Origin of the sequence: Streptomyces sp. NBC_01275 (assembly GCF_026340655.1) — a bacterium.
Lineage (GTDB): Bacteria > Actinomycetota > Actinomycetes > Streptomycetales > Streptomycetaceae > Streptomyces.
This window is the reverse complement of sequence record NZ_JAPEOZ010000001.1, coordinates 3,777,594-3,799,221: the sequence shown is the minus strand read 5'-3', so window position 1 is coordinate 3,799,221 and position 21,628 is coordinate 3,777,594. Positions and strand designations below refer to the sequence as shown.

16 protein-coding genes are annotated in these 21,628 nt (G+C 70.2%); 9 read left to right on the top strand and 7 right to left on the bottom strand.

Annotated elements, in window-relative coordinates; all coding sequences use genetic code 11:
* The first annotated feature begins 99 nt into the window (after positions 1–99).
* From OG562_RS16610 to OG562_RS16600, 3 genes are all read left to right on the top strand, one after another.
* Positions 100–957 carry a ComF family protein gene (locus OG562_RS16610; protein WP_266409299.1) on the top strand — a complete coding sequence of 286 codons (858 nt, stop codon included), beginning with the start codon at positions 100–102 and terminating at the stop codon, positions 955–957.
* Between the two features lie 314 nt (positions 958–1,271).
* Positions 1,272–1,964 (top strand): ribosome-associated translation inhibitor RaiA, encoded by a 693-nt coding sequence (gene raiA / locus OG562_RS16605; RefSeq protein WP_266398195.1) that lies wholly within the window; start codon positions 1,272–1,274, stop codon positions 1,962–1,964.
* Between the two features lie 204 nt (positions 1,965–2,168).
* The gene (locus OG562_RS16600; RefSeq protein ID WP_266398193.1) at positions 2,169–2,915 is read left to right on the top strand and encodes a response regulator transcription factor; all 747 of its coding nucleotides are present in this window, start codon (positions 2,169–2,171) and stop codon (positions 2,913–2,915) included.
* 54 nt (positions 2,916–2,969) lie between these two features.
* Here the strand turns inward: OG562_RS16600 and OG562_RS16595 are convergent, their stop codons facing one another.
* Positions 2,970–4,154, bottom strand: coding sequence for a winged helix-turn-helix domain-containing protein (locus OG562_RS16595; protein ID WP_266398190.1), 1,185 nt, complete (start codon positions 4,152–4,154; stop codon positions 2,970–2,972).
* Positions 4,155–4,300: 146 nt separating this feature from the next.
* Positions 4,301–4,900 (bottom strand): GNAT family N-acetyltransferase, encoded by a 600-nt coding sequence (locus OG562_RS16590; RefSeq protein ID WP_266398187.1) that lies wholly within the window; start codon positions 4,898–4,900, stop codon positions 4,301–4,303.
* A gap of 288 nt (positions 4,901–5,188) precedes the next feature.
* Here OG562_RS16590 and secA point away from each other — a divergent pair, with 288 nt between their 5' ends.
* Positions 5,189–8,005, top strand: coding sequence for a preprotein translocase subunit SecA (gene secA / locus OG562_RS16585; protein WP_266398186.1), 2,817 nt, complete (start codon positions 5,189–5,191; stop codon positions 8,003–8,005).
* Between the two features lie 116 nt (positions 8,006–8,121).
* On the opposite strand, the gene OG562_RS16580 is transcribed toward secA, so the two are convergent.
* Positions 8,122–8,757: an Rv3235 family protein gene (locus tag OG562_RS16580; protein WP_266398183.1), complete on the bottom strand. Its 636-nt coding sequence runs from the start codon at positions 8,755–8,757 to the stop codon at positions 8,122–8,124.
* 347 nt (positions 8,758–9,104) lie between these two features.
* Here OG562_RS16580 and OG562_RS16575 point away from each other — a divergent pair, with 347 nt between their 5' ends.
* The 3 genes from OG562_RS16575 to OG562_RS16565 all read left to right on the top strand — a co-directional run bounded on the left by OG562_RS16575 (position 9,105) and on the right by OG562_RS16565 (position 15,886).
* Complete coding sequence (locus tag OG562_RS16575) at positions 9,105–9,620, top strand: hypothetical protein (RefSeq protein ID WP_266398182.1); 516 nt, start codon at positions 9,105–9,107, stop codon at positions 9,618–9,620.
* Positions 9,621–9,703: 83 nt separating this feature from the next.
* Entirely contained in the window at positions 9,704–10,372 is a 669-nt protein-coding gene (locus tag OG562_RS16570; protein WP_266398179.1) for an HAD family hydrolase, read from the top strand.
* A 567-nt stretch (positions 10,373–10,939) separates the two neighbouring features.
* On the top strand, positions 10,940–15,886 hold the full coding sequence (locus tag OG562_RS16565; protein WP_266398177.1) for an NAD-glutamate dehydrogenase: 4,947 nt from the start codon (positions 10,940–10,942) through the stop codon (positions 15,884–15,886).
* A gap of 112 nt (positions 15,887–15,998) precedes the next feature.
* Here OG562_RS16565 and OG562_RS16560 read toward each other — a convergent pair whose 3' ends face one another.
* Together OG562_RS16560 and OG562_RS16555 are read right to left on the bottom strand one after the other, a co-directional pair.
* Entirely contained in the window at positions 15,999–16,865 is an 867-nt protein-coding gene (locus OG562_RS16560; protein ID WP_266398175.1) for an ABC transporter ATP-binding protein, read from the bottom strand.
* Positions 16,858–17,775, bottom strand: coding sequence for an ABC transporter permease (locus OG562_RS16555; protein WP_266398174.1), 918 nt, complete (start codon positions 17,773–17,775; stop codon positions 16,858–16,860). The genes OG562_RS16560 and OG562_RS16555 overlap by 8 nt, the downstream gene beginning before the upstream one ends.
* A gap of 176 nt (positions 17,776–17,951) precedes the next feature.
* On the opposite strand from OG562_RS16555, the gene OG562_RS16550 reads away from it, so the two are divergent.
* Positions 17,952–18,599 carry a TetR/AcrR family transcriptional regulator gene (locus tag OG562_RS16550; RefSeq protein ID WP_266398171.1) on the top strand — a complete coding sequence of 216 codons (648 nt, stop codon included), beginning with the start codon at positions 17,952–17,954 and terminating at the stop codon, positions 18,597–18,599.
* A 79-nt stretch (positions 18,600–18,678) separates the two neighbouring features.
* Positions 18,679–19,323, top strand: coding sequence for a response regulator transcription factor (locus OG562_RS16545; protein WP_266398168.1), 645 nt, complete (start codon positions 18,679–18,681; stop codon positions 19,321–19,323).
* Between the two features lie 12 nt (positions 19,324–19,335).
* Here OG562_RS16545 and galE read toward each other — a convergent pair whose 3' ends face one another.
* Together galE and OG562_RS16535 are read right to left on the bottom strand one after the other, a co-directional pair.
* Complete coding sequence (galE, locus tag OG562_RS16540) at positions 19,336–20,316, bottom strand: UDP-glucose 4-epimerase GalE (RefSeq protein ID WP_266398166.1); 981 nt, start codon at positions 20,314–20,316, stop codon at positions 19,336–19,338.
* A gap of 54 nt (positions 20,317–20,370) precedes the next feature.
* On the bottom strand, positions 20,371–21,615 hold the full coding sequence (locus OG562_RS16535) for a glycosyltransferase family 87 protein (protein ID WP_266398165.1): 1,245 nt from the start codon (positions 21,613–21,615) through the stop codon (positions 20,371–20,373).
* Positions 21,616–21,628 lie beyond the last annotated feature (13 nt).

Genomic DNA, 21,628 nt, shown 5'->3' with positions numbered 1-21,628 from the left:
CGGAGAAGTTATCCACAGGGGTGGCGCGCCCGTTCCCGCCTTGGCACTGTGGTCGTCGTGGAAGCCGTTCGCGGATGGTGGCAGGAGCTGGCCGGCCTGATGCTGCCGACCGAGTGCGGCGGCTGCGGCAGCGGCCGCACGGCGCTCTGCCCCCAGTGCCGCACCGCACTGGACGGAGCCGCGCCCGCCCGGGTACGGCCCACACCAGAACCGCCCGGGCTGCCCGCCGTGCACGCGGCGACCCGGTACGCGGACGAGGTACGGGCGATGCTGCTGGCCCACAAGGAGCGCGGCGCGCTGGCACTTGCGCGACCGCTCGGCGAGGCGTTGGCGGGGGCGGTGCGCGCGGGGTTGGGGGAGGCGGGGGTGGGGGAGGGGGCCCCTCCCCCCGGAGCAGGAGTGCTGCTCGTCCCCGTTCCCTCCACCCCCGCCTCGGTCCGCGCCCGAGGTCATGACCCGGCCCGCCGGATCGCCTTCGCTGCGGCCGGTGAGCTGCGTAGGGCCGGGGTGTCGGTGCGGGTGGCGGCGGTGTTGCGGCAGCGGCGGGCGGTAGCTGACCAGGCCGGGCTCAACTCCCGGCAGCGACTGGACAACCTGGTGGGCGCGTTGGTGGTGGCTCCCGGCGGGGCGCGGGTGCTGTCCGGCGGTCCGGTGGTGCTCGTCGACGACCTGATCACGACAGGCGCGTCCCTCGCGGAGGCGGCGCGCGCGGTGCGGGCGGCCACGGCGGCGGAGCGGGCGGATGCGGAGCGGCCGTACATGGGGTGGGATGTGGGCGCGGCGGTTGTGTACGCGCGTGTCGGCAGGGAAGGCAGAGAGGTACGGCCGTCCGGAGCAGCGGAGGGAGGTGCGGGCGGGTCGTCGGCGGGGCCGGGCGGCGGGGGCCGCGCCGGTGAGGTGGTCTGCGCGGCCGTGGTCGCGGCGCCACCGGATTCCTTCGCTATAAACCGGAACTGAGTGAGAACTTGCGTCGTTGCAGGTAATGAGAGGGTCAATTCACCTGAACGGAGGTACGCCGCAGTAGAGGGTGACGACATCCGTCCGGGCGAGATATGTTCGGTTGTGAGGGAAAGCCGCAGGCCACACCTCTCATTTCCGAATGCCGTGCTGCGGGTTTCGTAATCCCCTGCAGCACCTGGGGTGTAGATCTCGTCCATGGGGGAGGAGGAGGTGGAAGTCGCCGAGTCAGAGGTTCCGGTGCCTACCGGGGCCTGGTGCAAAAGGGAGATGCTCCGCCGCTGAAGCGGAGTGATCCGGGAACGGAGTTCTGCGTGGACATCGTCGTCAAGGGCCGCAAGACCGAGGTGCCCGAGCGGTTCCGCAAGCACGTGGCCGAGAAGCTGAAGCTGGAGAAGATCCAGAAGCTCGACGGCAAGGTGATCAGCCTCGACGTCGAGGTGTCCAAGGAGCCCAACCCCCGACAGGCCGACCGCTGTGACCGAGTGGAGATCACGCTCCGCTCCCGCGGTCCGGTGATCCGGGCGGAGGCGGCGGCCAACGACCCGTACGCGGCACTCGACCTGGCTGCGGAGAAGCTCGACGCCCAGCTGCGCAAGCAGCACGACAAGCGTTACACGCGCCGCGGCGCGCGACGGCTCTCCGCGGCAGAGGTCCCCGACCACGTTCCGGGTGTGGCGACGCTCAACAGCAACGGCCACGCCGTCCCGGCGGACGAGTCGGCCAGTGTGCCGACCAAGAAGATCGGTTCGCTGGAGGTACAGGGCGATGGCCCGCTGGTGGTCCGCGAGAAGACCCACGTCGCCGCTGCGATGACCCTCGACCAGGCCCTCTACGAGATGGAACTGGTCGGCCACGACTTCTATCTGTTCGTCGACTCCGAGACCAAGCAGCCCAGCGTCGTCTACCGGCGGCACGCCTACGACTACGGCGTGATCCACCTCGACACGGACCCGATGGTCGCGCAGGCGCACTCCCCCGAGGCGGGCGGCGCGCTGGGCGGCTGACCTGGCCCGGTGACACTCAGCGGCGTGCCCCTGGAGCGCTTGTGCGCCCCCAGGGGCACCCGTGCGCGACCCCTTCGGGCACCGCACTGTCACCCCGTTGTCGTCCGGACATGGAATCATGGCAAGGGCGGCTCAACCGGTGGGCCGTTGCCTTGGGTTGGCGATGGCCCTGGACCACGGCCGCAGCCTTCAGGGGGAGGAACGATGGCGGACAGCTTCGGACCGATGCGTGACGAGGATGCCGACGGTGGCGTCGTCGGCATGGGCCCGGACGGGGGCACCTCACGCAAGGAGCCGATCAGAGTCCTTGTCGTGGACGACCACGCCCTGTTCCGCCGCGGACTGGAGATCGTGCTGGCGGCCGAGGAGGACATCCAGGTCGTCGGCGAGGCGGGCGACGGCGCCGAGGCCGTGGACAAGGCCGCCGACCTGCTGCCGGACATCGTGCTGATGGACGTACGGATGCCCAAGCGCGGTGGTATCGAGGCGTGCACCTCCATCAAGGAGGTGGCCCCCAGCGCGAAGATCATCATGCTGACGATCAGCGACGAGGAAGCCGACCTCTACGAGGCGATCAAGGCGGGCGCGACCGGTTATCTCCTCAAGGAGATCTCCACGGACGAGGTGGCCACCGCGATTCGCGCGGTCGCCGACGGGCAGTCGCAGATCAGTCCCTCGATGGCGTCGAAGCTGCTCACCGAGTTCAAGTCGATGATCCAGCGGACCGACGAGCGTCGGCTCGTCCCGGCGCCGCGGCTGACGGACCGCGAGCTGGAGGTGCTCAAGCTCGTCGCGACGGGGATGAACAACCGTGACATCGCCAAGGAGTTGTTCATCTCCGAGAACACCGTGAAGAACCATGTGCGCAACATCCTGGAGAAGCTGCAGCTGCACTCCAGGATGGAAGCGGTGGTGTACGCGATGCGGGAGAAGATCCTCGAGATCCGGTGAGCCGGGGATCCGGTGAGCCGGTCATCCGATCGGGCGGTGAGCCGGTGACGTGGGTCAGGTCAGTGCGCGGGCGAGTTCCTGGGCGAGCGGCTCGCGCAGCTCCGGGGCGTCCACGCGCTCCACGCGTACGTTCGTGCAGTCGACCCAGCTCGCCGCCTCCAGCAGGGCCTGGGCGACCGCCGGGACCGCCTTCGGGCCGTCCAGGGTGACCTGCTTGGCCACCAGTGTGTTGCCCTCTCGGGCAGGATCCACGCGGCCGACGAGGCGCCCGCCCGCCAGGACCGGCATCGCGAAGTAGCCGTATACCCGCTTCGGCTTGGGGACGTAGGCCTCCAGGCGGTGGGTGAAGCCGAAGATCCGCTCGGTGCGCGCGCGTTCCCAGACGAGGGAGTCGAAGGGGGACAGGAGCGTGGTGCGGTGGCGGCCGCGCGGAGGTGTCCGAAGAGCGGCCGGGTCGGCCCAGGCCGGCTTGCCCCAGCCCTCGACGGTGACGGGGACCAGGCCCGAGTCGGCGATCACCGCGTCGACCTGTTCGCCCTTGAGACGGTGGTAGTCGGCGATGTCCGCGCGGGTGCCGACGCCGAGGGACTGGCCGGCCAGGCGGACCAGCCGGCGCAGGCACTCGGTGTCGTCCAGCTCGTCATGCAGCAGGTCGGCCGGGACGGCGCGTTCGGCGAGGTCGTAGACGCGCTTCCAGCCGCGGCGCTCGACGCAGACGACCTCGCCGTACATCAGTGCGCGTTCGACGGCGACCTTGGTGCCGGACCAGTCCCACCACTCGCTGGTCTTCTTCGCGCCGCCCAACTCCGTCGCGGTGAGGGGGCCTTCGGTGCGGAGCTGTTTGACGACCTGGTCATAGGTGCCGTCCGGGAGGTCGTGGTTCCAGTGAGGGCGGTTGCGGTAGGCGCGGCGGCGGAAGGCGAAGTGGGGCCATTCCTCGATGGGGAGGATGCAGGCGGCGTGGGACCAGTACTCGAAGGCGTGCGTGTCCTTCCAGTAGGCGTTCTCCACTGTCTTGCGGTCGACGGCGCCGAGACGGGCGTACGGGATGAGTTCGTGGGACCGGGCGAGGACGGAGATGGTGTCGAGTTGGACCGCGCCGAGGTGGCGGAGGACTCCGCGGACGCCGGCCTTGCGGTCGGGGGTGCCGAGGAAGCCCTGTGCGCGGAGGGCGATGCGGCGGGCTTCGTCTGCGGAGAGCTCCGTGGAGTGCTCTGCGGTGTGGCGCGGGGTCGTCATGTGTCCGCACGATAGGCGGTGGGACTGACAGTGGGGGGTGAGCTGGGGGTTTGTGCTGTGGGGGTGGGCCTTGAGGGTTTTCGCCCCCGCCGCCCCTTCCCGTCCCGAACCTGGGGGCTGAGTCCCCAGACCCCCGCTTTCGGCCGCTAAAGGGCCTCGTCCTCAAACGCCGGACGGGCTGAAGGGGCCGGTAGGTAGGGGGCCGCCGACGGTAGGCCCAGGTCTGAGGGGAGGAGGGAGGCCAGCCAGCAGTCGCGGCGTACGCCGTTGTTGTTGAAGGCGGAGCGCAGGGTGCCCTCCAGGGTGAAGCCGATGTGTTCGGCGACCGCGCGGGAGGCGGTGTTGCCGACCTCGGCGCGCCATTCGACGCGGTCGATGGAGAGGGCGGTGAAGGCCCAGCGGGCGGCGGTGAGGGCGGCCTCGGCGGTGTAGCCGTGGCCGCGGTGCTCCTTCGTCGCCCAGAAGCCGATCTCGGCGGTGCCCAGGGAGCGCATCATGAGGCTGAGCATGCCGGCCAGGGCTCCTTCGGGGAGGAAGACGCCGAAGGTGAACGTCGAGCCGTCGGCCCAGCCGTGCGGGGCGAGTTCCTCGGTGAAGCTGCGGGCGTGTTCGGGGAGATAGGGGGAGGGGATGGTGGTCCAGCGTTGGATGTCGGGGTCCTGGGCGGCGGCGTACACGGCGTCGGCGTCCTGCGGGCCGACCGGGCGCAGGACGAGTCGGTCGGTGGTGAGGGTGACGGGCTCCATCGCCCGATTCTGTTCGGGGGTGTGCGGGGGGCGCCATTGTTTTGCGGTGCGTGAGTGGGTGATCACAATTCGCGCAATTCGCGTGCCGGACGCGGCACCATCGGCGGGGCCCGGCCGTTCTCCTCTTTGGAGAAGATTTTGGAGCAGGCGCGCAGGAGTGTGCGGTCCTCGTCACGGCAGGCCTCCCGGGGCGGCGGGGTCCTCGCATACGATGGCCGTTGCTCAGTGAGTCATGTGGAATATGGAAACCGACCGTCCTAGGCCCGACCGGCAAGGAGACCAACCCCCGTGTCCGTCCTCTCGAAGATCATGCGTGCAGGCGAAGGCAAAATCCTGCGCAAGCTGCACCGCATCGCGGACCAGGTCAACTCCATCGAAGAGGACTTCGTCGACCTCTCCGACGCCGAGCTGCGGGCCCTCACCGATGAGTACAAGCAGCGTTACGCTGACGGTGAGAGTCTGGACGACCTGTTGCCCGAGGCCTTCGCCACCGTGCGCGAGGCCGCCAAGCGCACGCTGGGCCAGCGCCACTACGACGTGCAGCTCATGGGCGGGGCAGCCCTGCACCTCGGCTATGTGGCCGAGATGAAGACCGGTGAGGGCAAGACGCTGGTGGGCACGCTGCCCGCGTACCTCAACGCCATTTCCGGCGACGGCGTCCACCTCATCACGGTCAACGACTACCTGGCCGAGCGCGACTCCGAGATGATGGGTCGCGTCCACAAGTTCCTGGGTCTGGAAGTCGGCTGCATCCTGGCCAACATGACGCCGGCCCAGCGCCGCGAGCAGTACCTGTGCGACATCACGTACGGCACGAACAACGAGTTCGGCTTCGACTATCTGCGCGACAACATGGCGTGGTCCAAGGACGAGCTCGTCCAGCGCGGCCACAACTTCGCCATCGTCGACGAGGTCGACTCGATCCTGGTCGACGAGGCGCGTACGCCGTTGATCATCTCCGGCCCGGCCGACCAGGCCACCAAGTGGTACGGCGACTTCGCCAAGCTGGTCACCCGCCTGAAGAAGGGCGAGGTGGGCAACCCGCTCAAGGGCCTCGAGGAGACCGGCGACTACGACGTCGACGAGAAGAAGCGCACGGTCGCCATCCACGAGCCCGGTGTCGCCAAGGTCGAGGACTGGCTGGGCATCGACAACCTCTACGAGTCGGTGAACACGCCTCTGGTGGGCTACCTGAACAACGCCATCAAGGCGAAGGAGCTCTTCAAGAAGGACAAGGACTACGTCGTCATCGACGGCGAGGTCATGATCGTCGACGAGCACACGGGCCGTATCCTCGCCGGCCGCCGTTACAACGAGGGCATGCACCAGGCCATCGAGGCGAAGGAAGGGGTGGACATCAAGGACGAGAACCAGACGCTCGCCACGATCACCCTGCAGAACTTCTTCCGCCTCTACGGCAAGCTGTCCGGCATGACCGGTACGGCGATGACCGAGGCCGCCGAGTTCCACCAGATCTACAAGCTCGGCGTGGTCCCGATCCCGACGAACCGGGCGATGGTCCGCAAGGACCAGTCGGACCTGATCTACCGCACCGAGGTCGCGAAGTTCGAGGCGGTCGTCGACGACATCGCCGAGAAGCACGAGAAGGGCCAACCGATCCTCGTCGGCACGACGTCGGTCGAGAAGTCCGAGTACCTGTCGCAGCAGCTCTCCAAGCGCGGCATCCAGCACGAGGTGCTGAACGCCAAGCACCACGAGCGTGAGGCGTCGATCGTCGCCCAGGCCGGTCGCAAGGGCGCGGTGACCGTGGCCACCAACATGGCCGGCCGTGGTACCGACATCAAGCTCGGCGGCAACCCCGACGACCTCGCCGAGGCGGAGCTGCGGCAGCGCGGCCTCGACCCCGAGGAGCACATCGAGGAGTGGGCGCAGGCCCTGCCCGCCGCCCTGGACAAGGCCGAGCAGGCGGTCAAGGCGGAGTTCGAGGAGGTCAAGGACCTCGGCGGCCTCTATGTCCTCGGCACCGAGCGGCACGAGTCGCGGCGTATCGACAACCAGCTGCGCGGCCGTAGCGGCCGTCAGGGCGACCCGGGCGAGTCCCGCTTCTATCTGTCGCTCGGCGACGACCTGATGCGTCTGTTCAAGGCCCAGATGGTCGAGCGCGTGATGTCGATGGCGAACGTCCCGGACGATGTGCCGATCGAGAACAAGATGGTCACGCGCGCGATCGCGTCGGCGCAGTCGCAGGTCGAGCAGCAGAACTTCGAGACCCGTAAGAACGTCCTGAAGTACGACGAGGTCCTCAACCGGCAGCGTGAGGTCATCTACGGCGAGCGTCGCCGTGTCCTGGAGGGCGAGGACCTGCAGGAGCAGGTCCACCACTTCATGGACGACACGATCGACGCGTATGTCGGCGCGGAGACCGCCGAGGGCTTCCCGGAGGACTGGGACCTGGACCGGCTGTGGGGCGCGTTCAAGCAGCTGTACCCGGTGAAGGTCACCGTGGAGGAGCTGGAGGAGGCGGCCGGCGACCGGGCCGGTCTGACCGCCGAGTTCATCTCCGAGTCCATCAAGGACGACATCCGCGAGCAGTACGAGGGCCGGGAGACGCAGCTCGGCTCCGAGATCATGCGTGAGCTGGAGCGCCGGGTCGTGCTGTCGGTCCTGGACCGCAAGTGGCGCGAGCACCTCTACGAGATGGACTACCTCCAGGAGGGCATCGGCCTGCGCGCGATGGCGCAGAAGGACCCGCTGGTGGAGTACCAGCGTGAGGGCTTCGACATGTTCTCCGCGATGATGGACGGCATCAAGGAGGAGTCCGTCGGCTATCTGTTCAACCTGGAGGTCCAGGTCGAGCAGCAGGTCGAGGAGGTCCTGGTGGAGGACGCCGAGCCGGTCGACATGGAGAAGCAGGACGTGGTGCCGGCGCAGTCGGGCGGGCGTCCGGAGATCCGTGCCAAGGGGCTGGACGCTCCGCAGCGTCGCCAGCTGCACTTCTCGGCGCCGACCGTGGACGGCGAGGGCGGCACGATCGAGGGCGATTTCGAGAGTGACGACGACGAGCCGGTCCGTTCCGAGGCCGACGGTCTCACGCGCGCGGAGCGCCGTAAGCAGGCCAAGGCGGGGCGGCGGCGCAAGAAGTAGCGTCGTAAGCGTGAGAAGCAGGGCTGTATGAAGTAGCGCAGCGGCTTGGGGCCGGGTCACCCGAGGGTGGCCCGGCCCTTGTGCGTGCGTATGCGCGTGGGGCGGGCCGGGTCGTCTCAGTCGCGCGGGCGCGGGCTGCGGGGGCCGCCCAGTTCCACTGCGGTGCACCGCCAGCGGCGGTCGGCGCCGAGTTCCAGGCGGAAGGCCATCGCGCGCAGACGGTCGCCGGAGCCGATGCGGGCGAAGGCCTCGATCGCACCGGGGCGGGGGACGTAGTAGCCGATGTCCCGGACGATCGGGCTGATGCCGTCGCGGGTGCGCAGGGGGCCGCGTTCGGCGAGGCGCGCGAGGTCGTCGTAGGCGGGGCCGACGGTGTGCCGGAGCATGAAGTGGACGGGACGCCGGCCGCTCAGGACGGCGAGGAGGCGGTCGGCGAAGAGGTCGGTGGGGCGGGGCTGGGCGACGGGGGCGACGGGGGTGCTGGGGGCCGTTGTGGCGGGCTGGGGCGCGGTCGGCGTCGTACGGGAGGTGTGGGTGCGGGGTGGGGCGCCTGCGGGGCGGCTGTCGGCAGGGCGGGTGTGGGCGGGGCCTGCGGAGCCGGGGGAGCCGGGTGGGCGGCCGCCGTCGGGCGCCGTGCGGGGCGTGCCGCCGCCCGGGGTGCGCGGCGGGGCGCCCGCGGGGCGGCGGGTGTCGCGGCGGCCGGGCGGGCGGGTGCCGGGGTGGTGCTGCGCCCTCGTCATGACCTTGTTCATGGGTGTCCCCGTTCTACGTTCCACGGGCCCGGATCTACCGGGCGGTAACTTGCCGTTGTGGATCTTGTAGAGGGTCGCGGTGTGTGACGGCAAGGGAGCGGAGAGTGGGGGCAGGGGGTGGAGGGGATTCACCTATCAGGGTGGTCGGTGGAGGGAAAAGCCCGGGTGGGCGGGGTGCGGGGGGTGAATTCCGGGGCATGCGGTGGACGCGTTCCGGGGTGTGGGCAGGGGCCCGAAAGGGGACTCCCGCACGTATCCTGAAGGTCCTCCGGGGAGGCGCGGGAGCGTCCTTCGCGTCCTTGCCGGAGCGCCGAGCGGAGCCTTCGACCACGAAAGAGCGGCCAGTCATGCGCGTCTACGTTCCCCTGACCCTCCCCGGCCTCGCCGAGGCCCACAAGACGGGGGAGCTGGGGTCCGGGCCGCTCGTCGCGTACGCCGTCACGCCCGCGTTGCGCGAGTGGTACCTCTCCGACGACATCGAGGAGCTGGAGTACGCGGCCCTCAGCCGGGCGGCGCTCGCCTCGCTGCGGCTGCTCGCGGTGGATGCGGGGGCGCCGCGGCGGCGGGTCGTGGTCGCCGTGGACGTACCCGACCGGGCGGCCGTGGCCGACCCCGACCGGGGGCTGGACCCGGCGGCGCTCGGCGAGGTGCGGGTGGCCGGGATCGTGTCGCTGGCCAAGGCGGCCGCCGTGCACGTCGACTCGGGCGACGCGGAGGCGGACGTGACCGCGGCGGCCGCGGCGGTGGCGGCGGCGGAAGGCGGGGACGACGACGCGCAGTTCGTCGTGGACGGGGCCGAGGATCATGAGCTGCTGTGGTTCGCCACGCAGGAGATCCCGAATCTGGTGGGGTCCGGGGAGTAGCCGAAGGGAACGGCGGCTTCCCCGTCCCGTTCCGTGGGCCGGTGTTCTCTTGATTGTCAGTGGTGGCGGGTACGTTTGCGGGTATGGGGAAGCAGCAGGAAGCGGTGCATATCGTCTGGGACTGGAACGGGACGCTGTTCCACGACAACGAAGCGATCATCGGGGCGACGAACGCGGCGTTCGTCGAGTTGGGGCTGGAGCCGATCACGCTGGAGCGGTACCGGGCGTTGTACTGCGTGCCGGTACCGAAGTTCTATGAGCGGCTGATGGGGAGACTGCCCACCGACGAGGAGTGGGAGGTCATGGACGAGGTCTTCCATCGGTACTACGCGGAGCACCGGGCGCGGTGCGAGCTCACCCAGGGGGCGGTGGAGCTGCTCGCGGGGTGGCGGTCGGCGGGGCACAGTCAGTCGCTGCTGAGCATGTACGTCCATGAGGAACTCGTTCCGCTGGTGCGCGGGTTCGGGATCGAGCCGCACTTCGTACGGGTGGACGGGCGGACCGGACCGTCCGGCGGGAGCAAGGCCGAGCACATGGTGCGGCATCTCGCGGCGCTGGGAGGGGTGGAGCCGGCGCGGACGGTGGTGATCGGGGACGCCGCCGATGACGCGGTGGCCGCGATGCATGCGGGGGCGAGAGCCGTGCTGTACACCGGGGGGTCGCACAGTCGGGCCAGCCTCGAGGGGGTCGGGGCGCCCGTGGTGGACACGTTGGCGGAAGCGGTGGAGGTTGCGGGGCGGATGGCCGCGTGAGGTAGCGGGGGCGGGTGGCTGGGTGAGGTTGTGCCGCGGGGCCGCGCCGACTTGTCCTCGCCCCCGCCCGTCCCCTCCCGTCCCCGCCCCCGCACTTCACCCCCTCCCCTGCCCCCCCCGCACATCACCCCCCTCTCCCCCCTGTGCAGAACGGCAAAGTTAGGGCCCTTGTTTTGTACACATACGGCTCATGACGGGGGGCCGGGGAGGGGCGATAGCCTGGTGGCGTGATCAGCGCGATAGTTCGCGGGGGCGTGGTTGCCCCTGCCCTGCGCCCGGTGAGTGCGGATTGTCTCCGTGACCGGGCTGCGGTCGCTGGTCTTCGCGGGCGGGACGGGGTCGCAAGGGCCCCCAGGACGCCGTACACACTCCGGGTGCACGCTCCGCAGAGAGCAGTGTCACACCCCGGGGACGTGTCGAGAATGGCTGATAACCCCCCGCTCATCTCACCTTGCGGCATAGCGTCGGAGCAGACCGGACACCCCGCGTCGCGGCGTTACGTCGGAAGCGAAGAGACCGTACTTCCTTCTACGTCACGCAATGGCGCGCGACAGGAGCCAGAGGACAATGCAGACCAAGCTGGACGAAGCCAAGGCCGAGCTGCTCGAGCGGGCGGCCCGGGTCGCTGAGAACAGTCCGGTCGGGGGGCGCCTACCGACTGGGACGAAGGGCGGGGGCACTCCGGACACCCCGGACCGTGCGTCCTTGCTGTCGTTCCTCCAGCGCTACTACCTGCACACCGCGCCGGAGGACCTCGCCGACCGTGACCCGGTCGACGTCTTCGGCGCCGCGCTCTCCCACTACCGGCTCGCCGAGAACCGGCCGCAGGGCACCGCGAACGTCCGGGTGCACACGCCGACCGTCGAGGAGAACGGCTGGGCGTGCAGTCACTCCGTCGTGGAGGTGGTGACGGACGACATGCCCTTCCTCGTCGACTCCGTGACCAATGAGCTGACCCGGCAGGGACGCGGGATCCATCTCGTCATCCATCCGCAGGTCGTCGTCCGCCGCGATGTCGTCGGCAAGCTCATCGAGGTGCTCGACGCGCCCTCGGCCGGCGGGGAGCTTCCGCACGACGTGCACGTCGAGTCCTGGATCCACGTGGAGACGGACCGGGAGTCCGACCGCGCCGATCTGAAGCAGATCACGGCTGATCTGCTGCGCGTCCTGTCCGACGTCCGGGAGGCCGTCGAGGACTGGGAGAAGATGCGCGAGGCCGCGATGCGGATCGCGGACGACCTGCCGAGCGAGCCCGTCCCCGGCGATCTCACCTCGCCCGAGGTCGACGAGGCCCGCGAGCTGCTGCGCTGGCTGGCCGCCGATCACTTCACCTTCCTCGGCTACCGGGAATACCAGCTGCGCGAGGACGACTCCCTCGCCGCCGTCCCCGGCACCGGGCTGGGCATTCTGCGGGCCGATCCGCATCACGCCGACGGCGACGCCCACCCCGTCAGCCCCTCCTTCGAGCGGCTCCCGGCCGACGCCCGCGCCAAGGCGCGCGAGCACAAGCTGCTGGTGCTGACCAAGGCGAACAGCCGGGCCACCGTCCACCGGCCCTCCTACCTCGACTACGTCGGCGTGAAGAAGTTCGACGCCGACGGGAATGTGGTGGGGGAGCGCCGGTTCCTGGGCCTGTTCTCCTCCGCCGCCTACACCGAGTCCGTGATCCGGGTCCCCGTCGTGCGCCGCAAGGTCGACGCCGTGCTGACGGGCGCGGGTTTCTCGCCCAACAGCCACGACGGGCGCGACCTGCTCCAGATCATGGAGACCTACCCGCGCGACGAGCTGTTCCAGACGCCGGTGGACGAACTGAGGTCCATCGTCACCAGCGTCCTGTATCTGCAGGAGCGCCGGCGGCTGCGGCTCTACCTGCGGCAGGACGAGTACGGCCGCTACTACTCCGCGCTCGTCTACCTGCCCCGTGACCGGTACACGACCGGCGTGCGGCTGCGGATCATCGACATCCTGAAGGAGGAGCTCGGCGGGACCAGCGTCGACTTCACCGCCTGGAACACCGAGTCGATCCTGTCCCGGCTGCACTTCGTCGTCCGCGTCCCGCAGGGCACCGAGCTGCCGGAGCTGTCCGACGCCGACAAGGACCGCATCGAGGCGCGGCTGGTGGAGGCGGCGCGCTCCTGGGCCGACGCCTTCGCCGAGGCTCTGAACGGGGAGTGCGGGGAGGAGCGGGCCGCGGAGCTGCTGCGGCGCTACAACAACGCCTTCCCCGAGGGCTACAAGGCCGACCACATCCCGCGCGCCGCGGTCGCCGACCTCGTCCGGCTCGAGAAGCTCACCGAGGAGCAGAACTTCGCGTTCAGCCTGTACGAGCCGGTGGGCGCAGGGCCCGACGAGCGCCGCTTCAAGATCTACCGCAAGGGTGAGGCGATCTCCCTGTCGGCCGTCCTGCCGGTGCTCAGCCGGCTCGGCGTCGAGGTGATCGACGAGCGGCCGTACGAGCTGCGCTGCGCGGACCGCAGCATCGCCTGGATCTACGACTTCGGTCTGCGCATCCCCGGGAACCTGTCCGGTCCGGGCGGCGACTCCCTCGGCGACGACGGGCGTGAGCGGTTCCAGGAGGCGTTCTCCGCGACCTGGACCGGCAGGGCGGAGAACGACGGGTTCAACGCGCTGGTGCTGGGCGCGGGGCTGACTTGGCGGCAGGCGATGGTGCTGCGGGCGTACGCCAAGTACCTGCGGCAGGCCGGGTCCACCTTCAGCCAGGACTACATGGAGGACACCCTCAAGACCAACGTCCACACCACCCGGCTGCTGGTCTCCCTCTTCGAGGCGCGGATGTCGCCGGACCGCCAGCGTGCCGGGCACGAGATCGTCGACGCCCTGCTGGAGGAGCTCGACGCGGCCCTGGACCAGGTGGCCTCTCTCGACGAGGACCGGATCCTGCGGTCCTTCCTCACCGTCATCAAGGCGACCCTGCGCACCAACTTCTTCCAGAAGAGCGCGCACGGCGCCCCGCACGACTACGTCTCCATGAAGTTCGACCCGCGGGCCATCCCCGATCTGCCGGCGCCCCGGCCGGCGTTCGAGATCTGGGTGTACTCGCCGCAGGTCGAGGGCGTGCACCTGCGGTTCGGGAAGGTCGCGCGCGGCGGTCTGCGCTGGTCCGACCGGCGTGAGGACTTCCGGACCGAGGTGCTCGGTCTGGTCAAGGCGCAGATGGTGAAGAACACCGTGATCGTGCCCGTCGGCGCGAAGGGCGGCTTCGTCGCCAAGCGGCTGCCCGACCCGGCCGTGGACCGCGACGCGTGGCTGGCCGAGGGCATCTCCAGCTACAAGACGTTCATCTCGGCGCTGCTGGACATCACCGACAACATGGTCGGCGGGGAGGTCGTGCCCCCGCAGAACGTCGTACGGCACGACGAGGACGACACCTACCTGGTGGTCGCGGCCGACAAGGGCACGGCGACGTTCTCCGACATCGCCAACGAGGTCGCCCAGTCGTACGACTTCTGGCTCGGCGACGCCTTCGCCTCCGGCGGCTCGGCCGGCTACGACCACAAGGGCATGGGCATCACCGCCCGCGGAGCCTGGGAGTCCGTCAAGCGGCACTTCCAGGAGCTGGGCGTCGACACGCAGACCGAGGACTTCACGGTCGTCGGCATCGGCGACATGTCCGGCGACGTGTTCGGCAACGGCATGCTGCTCTCCGAGCACATCCGGCTGATCGCCGCCTTCGACCACCGGCACATCTTCATCGACCCGAACCCGGACGCGGCCGTCTCCTACGCCGAGCGCCGCCGCCTGTTCGAGCTGCCCCGCTCCAGCTGGGCCGACTACGACGGCGACCTCGTCTCGGCCGGCGGCGGCGTGTTCCCCCGTACGGCGAAGGCGATCCCCGTCAACGGGCACATCCGTGAGGCCCTCGGCATCGAGCCGGGCGTGACCAAGCTGACCCCGGCCGACCTGATGAAGGCGATCCTGCGGGCGCAGGTGGACCTGCTGTGGAACGGCGGCATCGGCACGTACGTGAAGTCGGGCACGGAGTCGAACGCGGACGTCGGCGACAAGGCCAACGACCCGATCCGCGTCGACGGCGCCGATCTGCGCGTCAAGGTCGTCGGCGAGGGCGGCAACCTGGGCCTGACCCAGCTCGGCCGGATCGAGTTCGCGCTGCGCGGCGGCAGGATCAACACGGATGCCATCGACAACAGCGCGGGCGTGGACACCTCCGACCACGAGGTGAACATCAAGATCCTGCTCAACGGCCTGGTCACCGACGGCGACATGACCGTCAAGCAGCGCAACAAGCTGCTCGCCGAGATGACCGACGAGGTCGGCGCTCTCGTGCTGCGCAACAACTACGCGCAGAACACGGCGATCGCCAACGCCCTGCTCCAGTCCAAGGACATGCTCCACGCGCAGCAGCGCTTCATGCGCCACCTGGTCCGCGAGGGGCACCTCGACCGGGCGCTGGAGTTCCTGCCCACCGACCGGCAGATCCGTGAGCGCCTCGGCGCCGCGCAGGGGCTGACCGGGCCGGAGACGGCCGTGCTGATGGCGTACACGAAGATCACGGTGTCGGACGAGCTGCTGCACACCTCGCTGCCCGACGACCCCTATCTGCGCAGCCTGCTGCACGCGTACTTCCCGACCGCGCTGCGCGAGAGGTTCCCGAGCTACGTCGACAGCCACCCGCTGCGCCGCGAGATCACCACGACGGTGCTGGTCAACGACACGGTCAACACGGGCGGTACGACGTATCTGCACCGGTTGCGCGAGGAGACCGGCGCGTCGCTGGAGGAGATCGTGCGGGCGCAGACCGCGGCCCGGGCGATCTTCCGCTCGGCGCCGGTGTGGGATGCGGTCGAGGCTCTCGACAACCGGGTCGAGGCCGGCGTGCAGACCCGTATCCGGCTGCATTCGCGGCGGCTCGTCGAGCGCGGCACGCGCTGGCTGCTGAACAACCGGCCGCAGCCGCTGCAGCTCGCCGAGACCGTCGAGTTCTTCGCCGAGCGCGTCGAGCAGGTCTGGTCGCAGCTGACGAAGCTGCTGCGCGGCGCGGACCTCGAGTGGTGGCAGAAGATCTACGACGAGCTGACCGAGGCCGGGGTCCCGGACGAGCTGGCCACCCGGGTGGCCGGGTTCTCCTCGGCGTTCCCGGCGCTGGACATCGTCTCGGTGGCCGACCGCATGGGCCGTGACCCGCTGGACGTGGCCGAGATCTCCTACGACCTCGCCGACCGGCTGCACATCACCCAGCTCATGGACCGCATCATCGATCTGCCGCGCGCCGACCGCTGGCAGTCCATGGCCCGCGCCTCGATCCGCGAGGACCTGTACGCGGCCCACGCGGCGCTGACCGCGGACGTCCTGGCCGTCGGCAACGGCAGCTCGACGCCCGAGCAGCGCTTCAAGGCGTGGGAGGAGAAGAACGCGGCGATCCTGGGCCGGGCGCGCACCACCCTGGAGGAGATCCAGGGCTCGGAGACGTTCGACCTGGCCAACCTGTCGGTGGCGATGCGCACGATGCGCACGCTGCTGCGGACGCATTCGTAGGTGCGGATGCGAAGGAGGGGCGCCCCGGGTCTTCGGGGCGCCCCTCCTTCGCGCTGGTGCGCCGTGCGCTGTGCCGCCGTCCGTTGCCCGGTCGGCGCTGTGCCGCCGTCCGTTACGCGGTCGCCGCGACCGGCTTCGGCTTCGGGGCGGGCTTCTTCTTGGCCTTGCCGTCCCCGGTGAAGGCCTCGTACTCCTGCATGACGTCCTCGGTGGGGCCGTCCATCTTCAGCTCGCCGCGTTCCAGCCAGATCACCCGCTCGCAGGTCTCGCGGATCGAGCTGTTGCTGTGGCTGACCAGGAAGACGGTGCCCGCGTGCTCGCGCATCTCGCGGATCCGGTCCGCCGAGCGTCGCCGGAACTGCGCGTCGCCGGTGGCGAGGGCCTCGTCGATGAGGAGGACGTCGTGGTCCTTGGCGGCGGCGATGGAGAACCGCAGGCGGGAGCCCATGCCGGAGGAGTAGGTGCGCATGGGCAGGGAGATGAAGTCGCCCTTGTCGTTGATGCCGGAGAACTCCACGATCTGCTGGTAGCGCTCCTTGATCTGCTCCCGGGACATGCCCATCGCCAGACCGCCGAGGTAGACGTTGCGCTCGCCGGTCAGGTCGCCCATCAGGGCCGCGTTGACGCCGAGGAGGGAGGGCTGGCCGTCGGTGTAGATCCTGCCGTTCTCCACCGGCAGCAGGCCCGCGACTGCCTTGAGCAGCGTCGACTTGCCGGAGCCGTTGGAGCCGATCAGGCCGATCGCCTCGCCCTTGTACGCCACGAACGAGACGTTCTTCACGGCGTGCACCAGCCGGGTGCCCGCCGCCTTCTCGGTCTGTTTGCGGCGCAGGATGCGGTTGAGGGCGGCGGTGGCGCTGCCGCGGCCGCCGCCGGTGCCGTTGACCCGGTAGACGATGTCGACGCCGTCGGCGATGACGGTGGGGGCCCGCTCGCCGTCGTACGCGAAGGGCTCGGGGTGGATCGTGTTGTCAGCCACGGCCGTACGTCTCCTCAGCCTTCCAGAAGTAGATGAAGCCGCCGACGCCCGCGAGCAGTGCCCAGCCGGTCGCGACCAGCCATACGTGGGGCGGCAGCTGGCTCGCGTGGAAGCTGTCGATCAGCGCGAAGCGCATCAGGTCGATGTAGACGGCGGCCGGGTTGGCGCGCAGCACGTCGACGACCCAGGACGGCAGGCCGGTGTGCTTGCTGAGCAGCTTGTCGATGCTCCACATCACGCCGGACAGGTACATCCAGGTGCGCAGGACGAACGGCATCAGCTGCGCGATGTCCGGGGTCTTCGCCCCGGCCCGGGCCAGGATCATCGACACACCCGCGTTGAAGATGAACTGCAGCACCAGGGCGGGGATCACCAGCACCCAGGAGAGCGCCGGCGGCACGCCCATGACGAACAGGATGATCAGCAGGGCGGCCATCGAGAACAGCAGTTGCTGGAGCTGTTGCAGGCAGTACGAGATCGGCAGCGCGGCCCGCGGGAAGTGCAGGGCCCGCACCAGGCCGAGGTTGCCGGCGATGGCCCGGGTGCCCGACATGATGGAGCTCTGGGTGAACGTCCAGACGAACACGCCCGTAACCAGGAAGGGGATGTAGTCCGGCACGCCTTTCTTGGTCTGCAGCAGCACGCCGAAGATGAAGTAGTACACCGCCGCGTTCAGCAGTGGGGTCATCACCTGCCAGACCTGGCCCAGCTTCGCGTCGCTGTACTGCGAGGTCAGCTTGGCGGTGGCGAAGGCGGTGATGAAGTGGCGGCGCGCCCACAGCTGGCGGATGTACTGGGGCAGGGAGGGGCGGGCACCGCTGACCGCGAGGCCGTGACGGGCGGCGAGAGCCGCGAGGTCGTCGTGGGGTACGGCCTGTGTCCTGGGCGGTGTGTGGAGTACCTGGCTCACATCCGCTGCTTTCACTCGGGGGGAGGGGGTGCGGGTACGGCGGCTCGCGCCGCCGTCGTCCGACGTTTCCTTACGCTTCTCTTCACGTTTTCTTACGTCGGGACGGGACCGTATCGTCGCAACGTGAGCGTAGGCCGAATCGACGTCGGAACGCAACCGTTTCGTCGTAACGCCCTATGCTGGTTCGTATGACGACGAACGCGACGAACGCCGACGGGTCCCAGGTGCGGCCGCGCCGCCGGGCCCCCGCCGGAGCGGCCGTGCTCCGTGAGGATGTGACGGAAGCCATTCGGGCGGCCGTCTTCGAGGAGCTCGCGACCGTCGGCTATGCGCGGATGTCCATCGAGGGCATCGCCCGGCGCGCCGGCGTGGGCAAGACCGCGGTCTACCGGCGCTGGCGCTCCAAACTGCACCTGGTCCTCGACATCGTCTCGGCGATCGCCGTGCAGGGCCTGCCAGCCCCGGAGACGGGCAGCCTGGAGGGCGATCTGCGGGTGCTGTACGAGGTGACGTCCCGGGCGCTGCGCCACCCCGTGGCCTCGCAGATCATCCCCGACCTGCAGGCCGAGGCGGCCCGCAACCCCGAGATCGCCGAGGCGCTGCAGAAGGCGCTGCGGGAGGGGCAGGAGGGGGTCGCGCTGAAGATCGTGGCGGCGGCGGAGCTGCGCGGCGAGGTTCGCGGGGGACTGGACGACGAGCTGGCGCTCGATCTGATCTCGGGTCCGCTTTACTGGCGTTCGGTGGTGATCCGCAGTCCGAAGCTGCCCAAGGGGTATCTGGGCGCGCTGGCGCGGGCGACCGCCGAGGCGATCAAGGCGCTGTGAGGCGTTCGAGACGCCGGTGAGGCGATCGAGACACCTGTGAGCCGAGGGCTCCGGGCGTGGTGACGGGAGTCGAGGCAGCATGAGAGTCGTGATAGCCGAGGACAACGCCCTGCTGAGAGAGGGCCTGGTCCTGTTGTTGACGTCGGCCGGGCATGAGGTGGCGGCCGTCGCCGGCTCCGGCCCCGAGGTCCTGCCGGCGCTCCTCGAGCACCGCCCGGACGTGGCCGTGCTCGATGTGCGGATGCCGCCGGGCTTCCGCGACGAGGGGCTGCGGGCCGCCCTGGAGGCCCGCGAGAAGATCCCCGGACTGCCGGTGCTGGTGCTCTCCCAGTACGTCGAGGAGTCCTACGCGGCCGAGCTGCTCGGCGGCGGCGCGAGCGGCGTCGGCTATCTGCTGAAGGACCGGGTCGGGCGGGTCGACGAGTTCCTGGACGCGCTGGAGCGGGTCGCGGGCGGCGGCACGGCCCTGGACCCCGAGGTCGTCACCGAGCTGATGACCCGCCGCAAGGACTCGCCGCTGGACCAGCTCACCCCGCGCGAGCGCGAGGTGCTGAAGCTGATGGCCGAGGGCCGCGACAACACCACCATCGCCACCACGCTCGTCATCACGGAGCGGTCGGTCAGCAAGCACATCGGCAACGTCTTCCTGAAGCTCGGCCTCCCGGCGAGCGACACCGGACACCGCAGAGTGCTGGCGGTGCTGGCGTACCTGAACAACGCGTAGGAACCGCCGGCCCTACGCCCGGGCCGCCTCCGGATGCAGCCGTACCCAGCCCTCCCACGCCGAGGTGATCATGTCCTGGACGTCGTGCTTGGCCTTCCAGCCCAGTTGGGCGGCGATCCGGTCGGCGGAGGCGACCACGCGTGCCGGGTCGCCGGGGCGGCGGGGGGTGACCGTCGGCGGCCGGTCGTACCCGGTGACGGCGTTGACGCGGTCGATCATCTCCCGTACCGAGACGCCCTCTCCCCGGCCGATGTTGAGGGTGAGATCGCGGCCGGGGGAGGCCTGGAGGGCGCGGGCCGCGGCCACATGGGCCTCCGCCAGGTCGACCACGTGGATGTAGTCCCGCACACAGGTGCCGTCGGGGGTGGGGTAGTCGTCGCCGAAGATGCGCGGGGGCGCGTCCCCGGTGAGTCTCTCGAACACCATCGGGACGAGATTGAAGACGCCGGCGTCCGCGAGGTCCGGGGCGGCCGCGCCGGCCACGTTGAAGTAGCGCAGCGAGGCCGTGGACAGTCCCGTGGCCCGGCCGGTCGCGCGGACCAGCCACTCGCCGGCCAGCTTCGTCTCCCCGTACGGCGACATCGGCGCACAGGGGGTGTCCTCGGTGACCAGGTCGACGTCCGGCATGCCGTAGACGGCCGCCGAGGAGGAGAACACGAAGGACGGCACCCCGGCTGCGGTCACCGCCTCCAGCAGGACTCTCAGGCCCTCCACGTTCTGCCGGTAGTAGTGCAGGGGCCGGTCCACCGACTCGCCGACCTGCTTCTTCGCCGCGAGATGGACGACTCCGGTCACGGAGTGCTCGGCGAGGACGCGGGACACCCGCTCGCCGTCCAGCGTCGAGCCCACCACCAGGGGCACCCCGGCCGGCACGCGCGCGGCGAGGCCCGTCGACAGGTCGTCGTACACCACCGCCCCCTCGCCCGCCTCGGTCAGCGCCCGTACGACATGCGCCCCGATGTAGCCCGCGCCGCCCGTGATCAACCAGGTCATGTCACGACCTCCCCCTCGTGTGTTTCGTCCCGAAGGCCCCGCAATGGCTGTGTCTCACAGTGAAGCAGGAGCCGGACTCTCACGCTGGGCCTGTGGATGACCCCCCGTGCCCGTGGCGACACGCGCCGTCCCGGCGTGCCACAGGCGGGCGAAGGACAGGCAGGCGGCCGCGGCCAGCAGCCCGTTGCGCAGCAGCATCAGCGCGACTCCGGTCCAGGAGCAGGCGACGACCTCGTGGTACAGGGCCGGGTAGACCACGGCGCTCACCGCGGTCGCCGCGACGACCAGCGCGGCGACCGGGCGCTGGGTGGTGTGCCGGGAGGTCAGACAGACCGCGGCCAGGCCGATCAGCCACACCATGTACTGCGGGCTGATCACCCGGCTGGTGACGGTGAACAGCAGGACGGCGCTCAGCGCGGCGTCGTGCGGGGTCGCCGGAGTCCACCGTCGGCAGCGGACCCGCCACAGGAGCAGCAGTCCGAAGGCGACGGCGGTCAGGGCGAGGCAGGAGTCGGCGACGAGCGAGACGTACGGGCCGGTGAACTCCATCGCCCCGTACTGGTAGCGCACCCGGCCCGGCCGGCCCGCGTGGGTCGCCAGCAGCAGCGCGGTGCCGCCGAGCGACTCGATCTGCACGCCCCGGCCGCCCTGCTGACGCAGGAAGGCGAAGGGGTTGTCGAAGCAGAGGCAGAGCAGCGCGAGCAGCGCGGAACCGGTCGCCGCGGCCCACGTCCACGCCGAGCGCGTCGGCCGCCCCCTCGGGACCCCGAGGAGCACCAGCACCGGCCACGCCTTCACCAGCGCTCCCATGGCCGCGAACGCGCCGCACGCGCGCGTGGAGCGCCCCAGCGCCAGCAGGGAGAGCACAGCGAGGGCCGTGACCTGCACGTCGTAGCGGGCGAGCGGCGTGTGCAGCAGCAGCGGCAGGCCGCCGATCCACAGCGCGGGTCCGCGCAGCGAGCGGCCGGGGCGGCTGCCCGCGCGGGCCAGCGCCAGCGCGGTCACCAGGTCGGCGGCCAGGGTGAGGGCGACGAACCCCTGAAAGTACGTCAGGCCCGGCAGCAGCGCCGGGGACAGCAGGACCGGGCCCGCGCCCGGCGGGTACTGCCACAGCGGGTCGTGCGCCGGGAACGCGCCGTGCGCGAGGACGCCGTGCCAGTGGTGGTACAGATGCCACACCTCGCGGGCGACACCGCCCCGGCCCAGCAGGGACAGGGAGTTGTGGGCGAGCAGCCACAGCATCAGGGCGCGCGTGGCGAGCCAGGCGGCGGCGAGGACGAGAAGGCGACGGCGTTTCATCATCGCGGATCGT